The organism is Undibacterium sp. TC9W (genome assembly GCF_049339865.1).
Lineage (GTDB): Bacteria > Pseudomonadota > Gammaproteobacteria > Burkholderiales > Burkholderiaceae_D > Undibacterium.
Window position 1 is genome coordinate 160,019 of record NZ_JBMPPJ010000013.1, and the last position, 17,196, is coordinate 177,214.

Genomic DNA, 17,196 nt, shown 5'->3' on the forward strand with positions numbered 1-17,196 from the left:
ATGCTCAGGCGACAATGCGGCGATAACATGGAGTATGGAAGCATGTCCATGGCAGCACAGGTGTCGCTTTATACCCACATCTTGTGACTTTAAGTCTTTGTTTTAAAAAGACTTTTCTCGAAAGGTGTGATTGTAAAATGCGCTATTCCGTTTGATATTGTGCTCTATAATGGCAGGCTCGTATGAACCCTGCGTCATTGCCCTTTGATGGAATTGGCTACGGGTACCCAGATACCATTTACTAAGCCAATGATCAATTCCATCCCTAGCGAACGCGCGCATCAGCCTTTTTTGAACGATACCGGCGTCATTGGTGAGCTGGTCAGTCAATTTGACTGGGCCGCCACTGCTTTAGGTGATATCAATACCTGGCCTGCCGGTGTCAAGGCCGTGGTGGCAATGATGTTGCGCTCGCCCATGCCCATGGTGATGTTGATGGGAGTGGAAGGTGTCATGATCTATAACGAGGGTTATGCAAAATTCGCTGGCCCGCGCCACCCACACTTGCTGGGGATGACGGCCAAAGAAGGCTGGCCAGAAGTGGCAGAATTCAATGCCATGATTATCAGCCGCGTATTTGCCGGTGAAAGAATTACCTACACCGACCAGGAATTTGCTCTCAACAGAAAGGGTATGCTGGAAGAGGTGTTTCTGAGTCTTGATTACTCTGCCGTCTCCGATGAGCATGGTGTCACTGCAGCAGTGCTGGCAACCGTGGTAGAGACGACCGATAAAGTAAGGGCAGACCGCTGGATCAAGGGCGAACATCAGCGCCTGCAAGCCATGTTTGAACAGACGCCTGGTTTTACGGCCATGCTGACCGGGCCAGAGCATATTTTTACACTGACCAACCGCGCCTATTCATCGCTGGTGAACAATCGCCAGGTATTGGGTAAAAGCGTGGCGCAAGCTTTGCCAGAGGCGGCAGAGCAGGGCTTTGTCGATCTGCTCGACAAGCTATATGCGAGCGGCGAAATATTTGAAGGCCATGCGATACCATTTTCTCTGGTCGATGATATTAACTGTGGCACCAAAGACCGCTTTCTCGATTTTGTGTATCAGCCACTAAAGAATAATGCTGGTGAGATATTTGGCATCTTCGTGCAGGGCTTTGATGTCACCGACCGCGTGCTGGCAGAAAAAGCTCGGCTGGAAAGTGAAGCCCTGTTCCGCACAATGGCGCAAGCCGTACCCAACCAGGTGTGGGCCGCATCGCCAGACGGTTTGCTGTACTGGTTCAACGACCGCGTGTATAGCTATAGCGGTGCCAGGCCGGGTGAGCTTGATGGCGACAAATGGGCGAGCATCCTTCACCCTGATGAAGTAGCAGAAGTGGCCGCGACCTGGATAGCTGCCGTTACTGCTGGTGAAGTCTATCAGACAGAATTTCGCATTCGCCAGCATGACGGCAATTACCACTGGCATCTGGTAAGGGCACTGCCAATCCGTGATGAGCAGGGTGAAATCTTGCGCTGGATAGGCACCAACACCGATATCCACGACCAGAAGAGCGCTTCACAAGTGCTGACGCATGAAAACCTGAACCTGACCCAGCAAATAGGTGAACGCACAGAAGAACGCGACCGCATGTGGCGGCTGGCAACAGACCTGATGCTGGTGGCTGATGTGGATGGCAATATCACCTCGGTCAACCCGGCCTTTACTGCGCTCCTGGGCTGGGCGGAAGCTGATGTCGCGGGCATGCCCTTTGTCAGCCTCATACATCCCGACGAACAGCGACGCGCAGGTGGCAAATTATTTGCCTCCTCTGATGGTAACAATACCTTCAAATTTGAAAAACACGTGCGCCGCGCTGATGGTAGCTACAATCTTGTGTCGTGGACCGGCTCGCGTGATGCTGGCCTGTTCCATGCCGTAGGCCGTGATGTCACCGCCGAGCGTGCTGCTGCCGCCGCCATGAAGCGTACCGAACAGGCGCTCATACAATCACAAAAAATGGACACCATAGGCAAGCTGACCGGTGGCGTGGCCCATGACTTCAACAATCTGCTGCAAGTCATCTCTGGCAACCTGCAATTGCTGGCTGCCGAAGTAAAGGATAACCCTCGTGCGCAACGCAAGATCGACAATGCGCTCGATGGCGTATCACGCGGGGCCAAGCTGGCCAGCTATTTACTGGCTTTTGGCCGCCGCCAGGCGCTTGAACCCAAAGTCGTCAAGGTCAGCCGCTACATAGGTGCGATGGAAGACATGCTGCGCCGCAGCCTCGGTGAAGCCATCGATATAGAAATGATCGCCTCCGGTGGTTTGTGGAATTGCCTGGTCGATGTACCGCAGCTTGAAAACGCCATCCTCAACCTGTGCATCAACGCCCGTGATGCGATGGAATCCAACGGCAAGCTGACCATAGAAATGGGCAACGTTGCCCTTGACGATGAGTATGCCGCCAACCATCTTGAAGTAGAGCGCGGCCAGTACATCATGATCGCCGTCAGTGATACCGGCAGCGGCATGACGCCTGAAGTCATGGCGCAGGCATTCGAACCCTTCTTTTCGACCAAGCCAGAAGGCAAGGGCACGGGGCTGGGTTTGTCCATGGTCTATGGTTTCGTCAAACAGTCTGGTGGCCACGTCAAGATTTATAGCGAAGTGGGCGACGGCACCACCGTCAAACTGTATCTGCCCCGCTCAATGGCGGCAGAAGAAATGCCCACCATTATCGACAGCCGCGAAATCGTCGGCGGTGAAGAAACCATACTCGTGGTGGAAGACGATGCCGGTGTGCGCAAGACCGTTGTTGAAATGCTGGGCGGCCTCGGTTACCGCGTCTTGCAGGCCGGTGAAGCTGAAGGCGCACTCGCTATCGTACAAAGTGGCCTAGCCATCGACTTGCTGTTCACTGACGTGGTCATGCCCGGCCCGCTGCGCAGCCCTGACCTGGCGCGCGAAGCACGTGGCTGCCTGCCCAACCTGGCTGTGCTGTTCACCTCCGGCTATACTGAAAACGCCATCGTCCACGGTGGCCGCCTTGATGCCGGTGTAGAGTTGCTGGGCAAACCATATACCCGCGCTGCCCTGGCACAAAAAATCCGCCACGTGCTGGCTAACCAGAAGCAGCGCAAACAGGCTGCCGCGGCCACGTCTGAGAGTGCCAATGCAAGTGCCACTGCCAGTGCCAGTGCTATTACCGCTACGCCCGACATGCCACCCACACCACTACGCGGCAAACGCATCTTGCTGGTGGAAGACGATGAGGTCATCCGTGCCAATACGACAGAGTTACTTTCCCTGCTGGGTCATACCGTGCTTGAAGCCAGCACTGCCGAACAAGCCCTGAGCTTGCTGCCAGCAACACCATTCGATGTCCTCATGACCGACATCCAGCTCCCCGGCATGTCCGGCGAAACCCTTGCCACCCAGGCCCGCAATATCCTGCCCACATTGCACGTCGTGTTTGCATCTGGACGCCACCAACAAATCAGTTTGCCGGGTGCAGTCACGCTCATCAAGCCCTATGATGTAGCTGCGCTGGCGGAGGCGGTGAAGGGGTGAACGATCAGCTAGTAAGTCAGCAAGCATGCCGGATCATGTCAGCAATGGTGTCAGGTCCGGGTCGCCTTTGGACATTGCGCTGCGATATGCCGGACGCTCTCCTATGCGTTGCAAATAAGCGCGGATATTGGGATAAGGGCTGAGATCAACAGGCTGGAAAAGGCGCATGGTCGTCAGGGAGAATATGCTCATGATATCGGCAGCGCTTAACTCTTGCCCCGCAAGATACGGGGCATTGCCCAGACGCGTGTCCATATGGTGCAAGACCTTGTCCAGCCTGCCCTGTACAGATACCAGCATAGGATGATCAGTGGGCAGCTTGGCGCTATGCACGGTCATGAGTCGCAACATCACTGGTTGAAGATTGCCATTGGAAAAATGGAACCAGTAAAGAAAATCCGCATAGTCAGGATGGTCAGGGCCTGGCTTGAGGCGGCCACTGCCATGTCTGGTGATAATGTATTCGACGATTGCGGCAGACTCAGCCAGCAGCAATCCCTGATCCTCAATCAGGGGTGCCGCGCCGAGAGGATGCAGGGCTTTTAATTCAGGTGGCGATAGCCTGGTGTTAGCATCGCGCCGGTAATGCACCAGCTCATACGGGAGACCCAGTTCTTCGCAGAGCCAGATGATACGTTCAGATTGTGAATGTCCGAGGTGATGGATAGTTATCATGAGCTTTTAGATGCGCAATAAGGTTGAAAATAAGAGTTAAAAAAATGAGAGTTGAAAATAAGAGCGGAAAACTCAGCCCGCCCGCTGATGACCACGCACACTGGTTGGCGCGAAGCCAAAGCGTTGCCGGAACCTGATTGCAAAGCGGGACGACGATTCGTAGCCAACCGATAGCGCTATTGCAGATACAGGCTGCGTTGTTGCCTGCAAGAGTGTGAGTGCGGTTGCCATCCGTGTATCTACCAGCAAATCTGTCAGGGTATTGCCCTCTGCTGCCAGGCGGCGCCTGAGTGTTGCTTCTGACAGTGCCAGCTCACTGGCGATGCGTTCAGCGGTCCAGGCATAGTCCAAAGACTGGGCAATCAAGTCCCTGACCTTGCGTGTTACATTTTCGATGAGCGTAGGATTGCGCAGGAGGATGCCTTCTTCCAGTAGCCAGTGCAGTACCTCAAGCGTGCGCTGGCGCGCCACTGCGTCCGGGATGCCATTGCCACTAACCAGAGCGTGCCATGCATGCATGTAGGCACTGCGCAAACTATCTTTGACTTCTGGAATCAGGCGCACCGGTGCGTGACTCTGGTCGGTGGTTTTCAGTGTTTCTGCCCGATGGCGATAATAGGCGTCTTCAAGTAACGCCGCATCAAAGACCAACCAGCGAGCTTCATAAGCTTTGCCAGCTTCCAGCAGGTTTGTGAAGTCTAGGGTTTGATTGCCACCGAGCAGTATGGCTTGCCCGGCAGTAGCCTGGACACAGATACCAAGATCAGTACGTACAGATTTGCTGCCTCGCTCAACGACTACGAGCGCTGGTTGCTGTACATGAATGCGTCTTATCTCCAGCCCATTTGCCTGCATGACGTGGGCGGCAATACCCAGCTCTTTTCTGACATGGATCTCGCGTGTTGCGGCAGTCTGGTCTGGTTTATAAGCGACGTGGTCAGTCAATTTGCGCCCCTTGTGATGATGTGTAGCCGGGGCTTTGCAATGCCCAGGGCATGAGGCAGCAAGTAGAAAAGTGAGTTTGCAAGCATGTCAGTGACGGGTGATGTAAACAAGTTCAGTATAGCTGCCGTATCAATCTGACTTTGTGCTGTGCAAGTCGATTTTGGTGCCAAGCCAGTCAAAATTTTTAAACATCGATGAGTCGCAGCAAGAGTCTTGCTTGGGCCTGAAGCTTTACATGTCGGCATAGTCAAGCTAAAGAAGGGGGAGTTGTTTTTTGCTGCATAGCAAAACAAGGTGCCCGGTCATGTGTGCTGGAGTACTTCCGGGTGGGCATCCTTTAGCAAGGTTCAATTAATTCTTTATCCAAGTCCATAATTTTTTTGGTCAGCGGGAATTTTCTGTTTAGTCAGGACTAAATTTCACGATAATACCACTTCGATTAATTGTAAATATTGGTATTGTTATGGTATTTAATTTTTTATACTGATTTAATCGCTACGCCTCTCAGTTTTTATTTTCCAAAACCCGGTTTATTCAATTGGACTCTTTTTTTGTAACAAGATTTTGTTTCAAAAAAAACCACTTGACCGCCTGATATTTAAGCAACATCGTTGCCTCAGTTTCTGCTCAAAATGAAACAGGAACGACGAAAATGACCCCACAAAACCGGGGCATTTATCTATCAACAGTTCAGGGGGAATAGGATGAGACATAGAACTGGAATTCGCATTAATCACCTCATGCTCAGTCTGGTCGGCGGTATGCTGGCAGCCTGCGGTGGAGGAAGTAACACCAGCAGTTTGACAGATACACCCAAGGCAGGTGCGCACATGGCAATGCCGCCGGCAGAAGTGCCAAGCAGTTGCGCAGTCTGGAGCAATACCCAGATTTATACCCAGGGCAATTGCGTAACTTATCAGGGCGTTACCTATAAAGCCAAATGGTGGACGCTGGGGAATGTGCCGGGCACAGAACAGTGGGGACCATGGGAAGTGAGTGCGGTCACGCCAACACCGACTCCAACGCCCACACCAACTCCGACACCCACACCAACGCCGACGCCCACTCCGACACCAACGCCGACTCCTACTCCTACGCCTACATCAGGGTGTGCGCCTTATGTGGCAGGAACCAGTTATCTGGCAGGCAGTGTCGTCAGCAATGCCGGTGGCTATTATCGCTGCGATGTCGCGGGTTGGTGTTCTACCGGTGCTTCTGCTTATGAGCCCGGTGTAGGCTGGGCCTGGACCAGCGCCTGGACTGCGGTGACTGTCAGTGCCTGCCCAACGCCGACACCAACACCTACGCCAACACCTACGCCAACGCCAACGCCAACGCCAACGCCAACGCCAACGCCGACTCCAACGCCTACGCCGACTCCAACGCCAGTCGGTGGCCGCGAAGTTGGTTCCTACTTTGCCCAATGGGGTGTGTATGGCCGTGGCTATGAAGTGGCTGATATCCACACCACGCAGACACCAGTGAATGGCGTGCAGACCAGCGTCGCTGATCAACTGACCTTCATTAACTATGCCTTCGGCAATGTGTATGCCAAAAATGGTGGCTATGAATGCGATATGGTCACCAAGGCAGAGACCGGCAATAACACTCCGCCGCCTGCCGATGCCGGTACCGGTGGTGATGCCTTTGCCGATTACCAGCGTCAGCCAGCACGTACCGTGGATGGCAAAACCATACCCTGGGACGCCAAGCTCACCGGCAATTTTGCGCAACTGAAATTGCTGAAGGCGGCACATCCTAACCTCAAGGTGTTCATCTCACTCGGTGGCTGGACCTGGTCGAAGTTCTTCTCTGCCGCAGCAAAGACCGATGCCCTGCGCAAGCAACTCGCGAAGTCTTGCGTCAAGCAATTCATCGCAGGTGATTTGCCGGTGCAGGATGGCCGCGGTGGTCCTGGTGCAGCCAAAGGTGTGTTTGATGGTATCGACATCGACTGGGAATACCCAGGTGGTGGCGGGCAGCCGTATAACACTTTTGATGCTGTCAACGACAAACATAACTTCACTTTGTTGATGGCAGAATTCCGTGCGCAACTTGACGCGCAAGGGGCTCTCGACAACAAGCGTTATGCGCTGACTGCAGCGATAGGCGCGGGCACTGAAAAGATCGCCCAGACCGAACCGGCCCTGTATAGCCAGTACATGGATTGGGTGAATGTCATGACCTATGACTTCCATGGCGGTTGGGAAAACACCACCAACTTCCATTCACCGCTGTACCATGACCCTGCAGATCCATCCACGGGTGTGCTGGCCAAGTACAATAGTGACGATGCCATCCAGGCCCTGGTCACGGCTGGTATGCCACGCAATAAAATCTTGCTGGGCATTCCATTCTACGGGCGTGGCTGGAAAGGCGTCAGTGCAGGGCCAAATGGCAACGGCCTGTACCAGGCAACTGGTGGGCCAGCACCGGCTACTTATGAAGCAGGGATAGAAGACTACAAGGTCTTGAAAAACAAGACTGGTACGCGCACCCTGCATCCGGTGACCAAGCAACTGATGTTGTTGACCAATAATGGCGAATGGTGGAGTTATGATGACCCTGCTGCCATTGCCATTAAAATGAAGTATGTGCGTGACCAGAACCTGCGTGGCGCATTTACCTGGGAGCTTGACGGCGATGCCAGCGGTACCCTGGGTAGCGAAGTCTGGAAAGGGCGATAAGCCTGATTAGTGGAATGGTATAGTCCATTAATAGTGTAGGGCTGCGGGTGTGATGAACAATACCATCACATCCGCAGTTTTTTCAGCGAGAGGAAAGTACATGAATGCACAACTTGATTTGCATGCGCCAATAAAGCAAACAGCCCAGCCCATGAGCGATGAATGGCGTCGCTGGATCGCAGAAAATTTGCTGCTCGGCGCGCACCCGGCAACCCTGGAAAATGTCTTGCAAAAAAATTCTTTCAGCCTGCACACGGCACGACTGGAAATTAGTGCAGCTTTATCCAGTCCCTATTTTCAAGGCGTGCTAAGGCTCAAAAACCGACTCGACAAGCGTGACTGGGTATTGGCCATCTCCGCCAAACTTGATCAGATACAGCCGCTTGTATTGGAACGTCAGCATCAATTATCTGGCGAGCAGTTTTTGCATGACTATTACCAGCAAAACCGCCCCGTCATTATTACCGGCATGCTCGATGATTGCCCGGCGCGCAGCCGCTGGAACCTGGCCTGGTTCCGTGAACATTTTTCTGAACGCCAGGTAGAAGTGCAATTTGGCCGTAATAGCGACGCCAATTATGAAATGAACAGCATCGCCCACAAACGCCAGATGCGCTTTGGTGAGTATGTCGATCTGGTGGAAAAAACCGGTCATAGCAATGACATGTACATGACTGCGAATAATGATTCCAGCAACCGTAACGCACTTAATGAACTGTGGGAAGACGTGCCTTCATTGCCAGAGTATCTGAAGACCGATCAGGGCAAGCAGGGCTTTTTCTGGTTTGGCCCGGCGGGCACGATTACGCCTTTCCACCATGACCTGACCAATAATTTCATGATGCAGATCATGGGGCGCAAGCGCGTCAAGCTCATCGCGCCATGCCACCTCGCCAAGCTGCAGAATGAACGCCATTGCTTTACGCCTGTGGATGGCCGCAACATCGACCTGACACGCTTCCCCCAGATGCGGGATGTGCCTGTGCTGGAATGTATACTGGAGCCTGGCGAGATATTGTTCCTGCCTGTGGGCTGGTGGCATTTTGTAGAATCACTGGATATTTCTGTCACCATCGCTGCGACGAATTTCCGCTGGGATAATGACTTCTTCAGTAATTATCCGGCCAATCACGACTTTTGATCAACAGTCTTTCATCATAAGAATACTGCGCTTCCGGCGTATGCCGGAGCGCAGTCCTTTTGTATCAGTTATCCATGCCTTGCCTGTCATCTGACAGGCAAGGCATTTCTACATCAAGGCAAGGTTTTCAAGACAGCCTTGGTAGGCGCCGAGAAGTTGTAGCCATCATGCTTATCCCAGTTGATAGACCAGGTCATGACTCCTCTGAAGCCAGGGTAAGCCTGTTTGGGAACGATGGTGCCGCAGTTCAGCAACTTGGTTAAACAGTTCAGCGCATTGCTGACATCTGCTGACGTGGTAAAGCCGGAATTGGCAGAACTACGGCCAGACGGCACACCAAAAGCAACCTGGTCAGGACGCAAGCCAGCAAAGCTATTACCGCCATAGGTAAAGCCCTCGATCAGCATTTTTGCCGTGCCCACCAGTTGGTCTGCCGAGCCTGCCCTGAGTGGCGCAGACTGATAAGGTGTATAAATATCACCATTGTTGTAATACTGTGGATGCAGGATAGTCAGCTCATCGCGCAGCGCATTGATGATGGGGATATATGCACCCCAGATTGAGCCGTAAGAAGTAAAGCCACCTTCCACATATACCCATTCCGGTGCCATCGACAGGTAGAAGTTTGCCCCGACTTTGGCTTTCAGTTTTTTGACAGCGACCGGCAGATAAGTCTGGATAGCGGCACCCTGCGCCACGCCGTTTTCAAGATCAAGATCAATACCATCAAAACCGTATTTGCTGATGATGCCGTACAGACTGTTGGCAAAGTTGGTGGCCTCTGCATCAGAGCCTACCGAGACTGAACCATTCTGGCCGCCGAGTGACAGCACGACTTTTTTGCCTTGCGCCTGCTTGGTTTTGATGTCTGCAATAAATTGCGCTTCGCTACCGGCACCTGGGTCCAGCGTAAAGCTCACATTGCCACCGCCTGCGTTGTCACCAAACGAAACGACGATCACATCCCAGTCATTGCTGACTTGCGCGATAGGATAGGTATTGCCGCTAGGGTTGGTAAAGTTGTGCCAGTAACCGACCAGTGCATGCTTGGCCAGGCCAGGGACTGGCGTGGGAGTCGGTGTTGGCGTTGGTGTGGGCGTCGGCGTTGGTGTCGGAGTGGGTGTTGGGGTAGGTGTTGGGGTAGGTGTCGGCGTAGGGCAGGCACTTGATGTGACTGATGTCCACGCGCTAGTCCAGGCCCAGCCTACACCAGGCTCGTAAGCAGATGCACCGGTAGAACACCAGCCCGCTACATCGCAACGATAAAAGCCACCTGCATTACTGACCACTTTTCCAGCGGCGTATTGGGTACCGGCGACATAGGCAGAACAGCTCGGCGTCGGGGTTGGTGTGGGAGTCGGCGTAGGTGTCGGGGTTGGTGTGGGCGTTGGAGTCGGAGTCGGTGTGGGCGTTGGAGTCGGAGTCGGTGTGGGCGTTGGTGTTGGTGTTGGTGTTGGAGTAGGCGTGGCATCACAAGCGCCTTTACCTGTCCAGGGTTTGCCGCTTCCAGATGCACCGCTATTGGAAGCGGGGTTTTCATTTTGCGTCCACCAGTTTGCCACATAATTATTGCCACCGGTGCTGACCAGGGCACCGCCGTTGTAGGCAGTTGCTGCATCCCAGGCCGCATAGCACGCTGTTGAAGCCACTGCTGGCGGAGCCTGTGGCGGCGTGTTTGCCTGCCCGTTGCCTGCTGCACTGCCACTGCCACCACCGCATGCAACCAGCAAGCTACCGCTCGTCGCACACACCAGCATGTTTTGAATCAGGTTTCTTAAAGTTGTATTTTCCACTGCCGTCTCCCCCGTGATTTTGTGAATTCAGAAAATGTGTTTATTCCCCCAGATACATTCTTGATACGCTTGCCCTTGCTGCAGACAAGCGCTCAGGATTCAAGCATGTAGGCCTTGAATTTGGACGTCAACTGGTTTTGTTTTTATCTTGCCACTTAGATACCACTTAATTGACAGGCAACAAGATGCAATGGAAATAAGAATCAGGTAAACAGTATGTGCCTTGCTTTGACTGTTCCTTGATCAGACCAGCCCTGACAGTTTGCAACAGTGGTATTAGCTCTTTTTTATCAGCATGGATGATTGCTGATGGGACGATGTTGAATACAGGTACAGCACCAGCTTGCGCAGGCGCTGGAACGGGCCTGTGACCTGTTATCTCTTGGGTAGCTGGTACTGGGTCCAGCCCGGATGTAATGAGCCAGATGTGTTGGTCAATCTGGCTGGATTGTCAGTTTCAGAGCTGCACAGGTACAGGCTCACTCCTGGTACTTTTCAAATAATTTCGCCAATGTACCCTGGCGGTCAAGCAAGGTGATTGCCGCCCTGATCTTCTTCGCATCTTCCACTGCCAGTGTTTTTGACAGCACCATGTAAAGTTCATCTTTCAGCATCACCTTGGGTAGCAGTTTGATCTGGCCCTCCAGCCCTGCCTGCCTTATTTCTGCAGCGATGCCGGGCGAGCGGTGGCAATAAAAGCGGCCCCTGCGCGCAAGCAATTTGTTCAGGTTGGATCTGGATGAGACTGCGCTGGAATCGACTTGCAAGCCACCAAGATTCTTCAAGCGTTCATTGATGGCATAGTTATGCATGGACAGGATAATGCCATCCTTGCCAAGCTTGCGTATGTCATCCCAGCCTGATACCTGTATGTCGTCGTCGGCGCGCACCGCCAGCAGGTAATTGACAGAAATAATAGGCGTATCGACGTAGTCGTAGAGCAGGGCGCGCTCTTTGGTATGCAGTATCCCGCAAATCGCATCGACAGGCCCGCCCAGGATCCTGACCAGTGGCAGCCAGTTCTGGTCACCGACAAATTTGATGCCGGGCTCCACCGCTTCTATGGCCCGCATGATATCGACACATACGCCGCCAACGGCGGGTTTGCCATCTTGTATCACAGAGATGAACTTGGGGGCAGATGCCTCTTGCGCCGCTGTCCTGATCAGGCTTTGTGCATAGGCTGGACTGGCAAAAAATAGAAGAGACGCCATGCACAGAATAAAGCAGCGTGTGCCTTTGATGCTTGATCCGAAAGCAGCCACGTATCGCCTCCATTTTATGTTTTATGCGCCCCTGATTGTCGCCACAGCCAGGCTCAGAACGGGGCTTTTTTACATTGTACGCCAGCGCATACCTGATGTCTCTGCTAGTTTCAACGCAGACTTTACAGGGCCAGCCACCGTCGCCCCTCAACTCCCTGGCTTAAGCTTGAACATGGTCCATGGCAAAAGCCATTCTCCACCGCATGGCCCTTGCTTGTTTTGTGAAAAGACAGGCTCCAGCATGATCCCTGCTGCTGTCATTGACCATGCAGGCTGGCGCCAGATATCTTCATCCTTGGCGGCACATCGCTCTCTGAGGTCGGCCATGTCGCTGCCGTAGAGATTTTGCATGGCATTTGCGATCCAGCTGGAAAGTGCAGACTGATCCACTGCGGCTGGTTTATCCTCACCCCGGATCAGTTGTGAAAGCTCAAGTTCACGCATGCCAGGAATCTGGACATTCATGTTTGATCCATGTATAGACAATCCGCCGCTGTTGCAAGTGCTTACGGTACTAAAGCGCATGCTGACCAGCGTCGTCGAAAATAAACGTGGCTCAGCACTGAAGCTGAAATCAGCGGTTTGCCCGGGGCCATAACGGCGCGAATAATCGAGTTGGCAAGCGAAAAAAGCGGTAATGGCTGTGGTCTGTTCTTGTGATAGCCGTGCATTAAGACTTGCCATGACAGTGGTGTCGTAGCCACTGTCAAAACGAAAAGCCCTGACTCCAGAGACGGGTTCTATCCACCATTGCAACTTTTTATCCGCGACCGCTTCAGCATGGTCACGACGCAGCGGCAGGCCTTGCAACCGTTCAAGTTCGTAGGCACTTGGCCCGGCAGCAGAGCTGGCAAGTGCCTTTAACGGCGACAACTGCACAAGCAGTGCAGCAGGGCGCGTGCGGGTTTTCCAGCTTCCCTGCAATTTGCCATTGGGGCCTGGTCGCAATACCATTTCAGCATTCGCTGCCGTGGAGTTTGCAATGACTTCTGTCAAGGCCAGGCTGCCGTCGTCATGCACCTGGCCTTCAAGAGCCAGATCCAGATGATGCCTGCGATAGAAATAACGGCCCTGCACATCTCCCTTATTCAAGTCCAGTTCCATAACAACAGGCGATGTACCTATTTTGCCAGCGAGAGTGAGTGATTCTGCCTGGCATGTCGTTGTTAACAGCAGCATGAATATACTGAGGATGAGGCTGCTTGATTTTTTACAGTATTTCCCGGCGCAGTGGACCATACCTGGCTTTTCTGGTGTGTTTAGTATTTTTTAAAATCCCGGATGCGGCAGGATTTGTCTTGCCGCATAGTTCAAGCAGTATGATAGATGGTTTCCAATGTGATTTAATGGCAATATGAGAACATGCATCAATTCTGCTAATGTCAGAGGTCAATACAGACATGTTTCATGCGAATACGCCACATCTGAGAACTTGTTAGGGAAAACAATATGACATCGAATACATCTGCGTCTGCTCCAGAAACGAGCGCGCAATCTTCAGCTCCTCTCCCGGATGTGCAGGCAGACAAGGTCGCGGATACCGTTATCGACATACTTGACAAGCACGCAGTGCATCTCAATACGCAAAGCTTTCCCGCCAGCCTGTATGCCGAATCGCTGTTGTACATGATTTACTGGTTCCATCGCCTGCGTGACCCGGCCCGCAAGAACACCATGCAAGAGTGCATAGGTAAATACCTGGATCTGGCCCCTCAATCAGCAGCGGTGCAAGCTTTGCTGTCGGATCAGCAGCTTAAAACCGGGGCCAGGCAGCGCATAGATGAGGGCATCATGGTGCGCAAGACGGTTGATGTGCTGGTCATGCGGGAAGTACAACATGGCCGCGAATTTCTGGTCCTGGACCGCACTATTTTTCCAGAAGGTATTGCGCTGCCGGGCGGGCTGTTGCAGGATGAAGATGAGCAAAATGCGAGCGGCATTCCCGCCAATATTTTTGCCGCATTGCGGGTAACAGGCAGCAAGGTGTTTGCATCCCTGGCACCAGAATACGGCATTGCAGAACAAGACGGGCGCAAATACTATTTTGTCCGTAGCGAAGCAAAAAATGCAGCCAGCAATGAAGCCCGTATCTACATGGACAGGACGGTGACGCACAGTTACCGCGACCATCTGAAAGAAATTGCCGTTCCCTCTGACCCGCGTCATATTGTCGATACGCTGGGCTTGCTCGTCGAAATTGCCGACACCAAAGACGTTCACGGCAGGTGGTTGCCTGAGAGCGTGATGACAACGCCGTATGCGAAAGAAGGCTCGTTTGCCTTTGGTCACCACAAGCAGATAGCTGCAGCACTGGTCGCAAAAAATTTCAGCAGGACGCAGGGTGTTTCTCACCATGAATGGATACGTGAATGGGTGAAAAATCCGGTAGATTTATACCGTGAATTGCGCCAGCGCTTTGAACAGAACCACAATAGCCTGAATACATCGGTGCTGGAATTATTGCCCGTGGTTGAGTATTTTCGCAGCCAGATGATGCTCCCGGCGATGGAAGAAAAATGCCGCAACGATGCAGCGCTGGCTTTCATGCGCGATCAGTTGCTGCACAAGCTGCACCACGTCACGATACAGAATGGCGCGATGTGCCCGTATGAACCAACCCTGCGCCTCCTGTTTGAGGCCGTAGGTTTTTTTGATGTGGCTTGCCGTACTGAAAGGAATTTAAGTACGCATTTTCAAAAAAAATATTGGTACCGCTATGAAGAACTCATGCGACGTTTGCCAGAGGTCATCATCATCCCCAGTTTCGATAATATCTCTGCGACTGACCTCATGAAAATACGCGGCACGCCAGTGTATTTTATCGGCGTATCTACCGAACCTGTGTATGTCGATGAGTTCTGGCAATCTCCGCTCGAATTCCTGATTCATGATCTGAACCATGCCTGGAAGATGATGGACATGGACGACAGATTTTTCAAGCATAGACCTGAAGTCAGCAGGGACGAGTTGATCAGTAAATCCAATGCCTTTATCCGTGAGTACTTCCCGACGATCGCCATACAAAAAACGGACACGGAAGAGGAAAAGGAAATGAAAAAACTCAAGAAAATTTTGCTGTTTGAAGTCGGGCATGAAGACGCCAGGCCACTATTGCCAGCGATCGTCAGCGAAGCGCTGCTGGAAGATGAGGGTTATGAATTCCCTGACATCGTCGTCCGTTATGATGAAGAAGGCAAACAGGCTTATCTGGAACAGCGCACCATACCTGGTATCACTGCACTTTCTTACGTCAGGCATAAACTGCAGCACGGTTTCTTTGACCAGACTGATTCGCAGAATATACAAATTGTCTCGCCCAAGTATCGCAGCGTGGAATGGATAGTCAAGGCAACAGAAGAATTGCTGACTGAGATGCAGGCAACAATCCCACCCGCCGTGCAAGCAGAAGGTTTGACAGAATACCTGACCCGTCAGGCTTGCTCCAGGGGACCGACTATTCTTCATGCACCGGAAAACCTGGACCCGGCTATAGAAGAATATGGAGATGGAACGGCGTCAAAGGAATAGGTGTTGTCGTTCCTCTGAACTCAACAATCTTAAATATCAACGACTTACCTTTTTGTGAGAGATTAGTTTTTGTAAAAATCAGCTAACTCTGAACTTTTCGGTTCACCCATTTTATTCAGATCTTTTCGTCGCCGTTACTCAATATGTCGCCTATTTGTTGATTTGCACTGAAAATTGACTCACGTCCAGCACGAATTCCAACTTATCTTGATGAGTAGGGAAACTGGGTGAATGATGCGGCATTACTAGAACTCATTTCATAAATAGGGGTGAGTGCGAACAAAACGATTTGGGATGCAGTGCAAGGCGTGACCCGCTGCTAAGGCTGGTGCCTTAGCGAGGGGCGCAACGCAGCAATGCGCCCAAATCGTCAGTTCCCGGAGGGGTTGCCTCATAACGCGCGCTGGACTGCGTTGGACTCATTATCAATAGCACCGCTATTGACTGCCTCGTCCATAGTTTTACCATTGGCCAGCCCACGTTATGAGACAAACGCATCTCATCCCTATTTATGAAATGAGTACTAGGTATTATTCGACGCTGGCACATTCGTGACCAGATTCCATTGTGGGAGATCTCCAGACCGCTGGGCATCTCTGGTAACACTGTCCGGCGCTATCTGCGCTCTGAAGTCACCGAGCCAGCCTGTGTGGAGCGACAAACAACCAGGGCCATCGATAAATGTGCAATGTTGCTTGCGGACGTAATACTGAAAAAAGTCGTAAGCATCGACGCAGCTCAAAAAACTTCACTTGGATCTGAAAGAACTGGGATTTGAGGCGAACGCAAGACCTGATGTTGGCCTTCGCCTGGAAGTGGGAGGCGGATCGAACTGTCTGGGCCAATTCAGATAGCAAACGAACGCCCCTGAATGACCTGAATACAATGATGATTCGCCTGACCAAATAGCTAACTTACGATCCTCTTACGTTGATATATGACAATAGGCTATTTAACGATGCCATGCTCCCTTATTCCCCTTAAAAATGTCGAATAAGGACTTGAGACGGTAATGGAGAGATAAAGAGAATTAAACAGAAACCAGATCACAAATCATCATTCTGGAAAAAGTTTATTTCTATATGTGTTATTGATAGCGATACAACGATGGACGAAATACTTCTGAGAATACCTTTTCTGCACGCTGGGTACAGACACTGAAAGATTCACTGGCCCTGTTTAATAAACGCGTCAATGATTCATTGAGCTATAAGAGGGAAGTGGATGGAGTATGACTAATTTCACCCTTCCCAGATCGTTGCCAAATGTTTACCCTGCTTTTCGCAAATGAGCTGTGACAAGTCCGGCGTGCCGCTTACACGCCCATGCATTAACCGACTTCAGACCTCGCCACAGGGGCAAGCACAAACAAACCACATCATCAGAAGTGTGAACACTTCGAAATACGGGATAAAGGTTCCTAATGGCAAACACAGCAGCAGACATCCAAAAGCTTTACATCGCCTACTTCAACCGTCCTGCAGACCCAAATGGTCTGGCTTACTGGATGGCACAAGGTTTCACACTGAACCAAATCGCCGACAGCTTCTCCAAACAAGCAGAATACGCCACCGTATTCGCTGGTAAAACAACAGAAGACACCGTCAACACCATCTACAACAACCTGTTCGGCCACAAAGCTGACGTAG

At 52.1% G+C, this 17,196-nt stretch carries 9 protein-coding genes and 1 pseudogene; 5 read left to right on the top strand and 5 right to left on the bottom strand.

Annotated features, from left to right (window positions below; all coding sequences use genetic code 11):
* Positions 1-249 precede the first annotated feature (249 nt).
* Entirely contained in the window at positions 250-3,513 is a 3,264-nt protein-coding gene (locus tag ACO0LN_RS18970; RefSeq protein WP_422976408.1) for a PAS domain S-box protein, read from the top strand.
* A gap of 33 nt (positions 3,514-3,546) precedes the next feature.
* Here the strand turns inward: ACO0LN_RS18970 and ACO0LN_RS18975 are convergent, their stop codons facing one another.
* On the bottom strand, positions 3,547-4,188 hold the full coding sequence (locus ACO0LN_RS18975) for a glutathione S-transferase family protein (protein WP_422976409.1): 642 nt from the start codon (positions 4,186-4,188) through the stop codon (positions 3,547-3,549).
* A 72-nt stretch (positions 4,189-4,260) separates the two neighbouring features.
* A complete protein-coding gene (locus ACO0LN_RS18980) occupies positions 4,261-5,133 on the bottom strand; it encodes a helix-turn-helix transcriptional regulator (protein ID WP_422976411.1) in 873 nt (290 codons plus the stop codon).
* Between the two features lie 704 nt (positions 5,134-5,837).
* On the opposite strand from ACO0LN_RS18980, the gene ACO0LN_RS18985 reads away from it, so the two are divergent.
* Both ACO0LN_RS18985 and ACO0LN_RS18990 read left to right on the top strand, forming a co-directional pair.
* Positions 5,838-7,820, top strand: coding sequence for a glycosyl hydrolase family 18 protein (locus ACO0LN_RS18985; protein WP_422976413.1), 1,983 nt, complete (start codon positions 5,838-5,840; stop codon positions 7,818-7,820).
* 100 nt (positions 7,821-7,920) lie between these two features.
* Entirely contained in the window at positions 7,921-8,961 is a 1,041-nt protein-coding gene (locus ACO0LN_RS18990; RefSeq protein WP_422976415.1) for a cupin-like domain-containing protein, read from the top strand.
* A 113-nt stretch (positions 8,962-9,074) separates the two neighbouring features.
* Here the strand turns inward: ACO0LN_RS18990 and ACO0LN_RS18995 are convergent, their stop codons facing one another.
* The 3 genes from ACO0LN_RS18995 to ACO0LN_RS19005 all read right to left on the bottom strand — a co-directional run bounded on the left by ACO0LN_RS18995 (position 9,075) and on the right by ACO0LN_RS19005 (position 13,198).
* Positions 9,075-10,754 (bottom strand): chitinase, encoded by a 1,680-nt coding sequence (locus tag ACO0LN_RS18995; RefSeq protein ID WP_422976416.1) that lies wholly within the window; start codon positions 10,752-10,754, stop codon positions 9,075-9,077.
* 479 nt (positions 10,755-11,233) lie between these two features.
* Positions 11,234-12,019, bottom strand: a complete 786-nt coding sequence (locus tag ACO0LN_RS19000; protein WP_422976418.1) for a substrate-binding periplasmic protein — start codon at positions 12,017-12,019, stop codon at positions 11,234-11,236.
* Between the two features lie 147 nt (positions 12,020-12,166).
* Positions 12,167-13,198 carry a hypothetical protein gene (locus tag ACO0LN_RS19005; protein ID WP_422976420.1) on the bottom strand — a complete coding sequence of 344 codons (1,032 nt, stop codon included), beginning with the start codon at positions 13,196-13,198 and terminating at the stop codon, positions 12,167-12,169.
* Positions 13,199-13,468: 270 nt separating this feature from the next.
* On the opposite strand from ACO0LN_RS19005, the gene ACO0LN_RS19010 reads away from it, so the two are divergent.
* Positions 13,469-15,547, top strand: coding sequence for a hypothetical protein (locus ACO0LN_RS19010; RefSeq protein WP_422976422.1), 2,079 nt, complete (start codon positions 13,469-13,471; stop codon positions 15,545-15,547).
* Positions 15,548-16,970: 1,423 nt separating this feature from the next.
* A pseudogene (locus ACO0LN_RS19015) lies at positions 16,971-17,196 on the top strand (hypothetical protein); the annotation flags it as partial.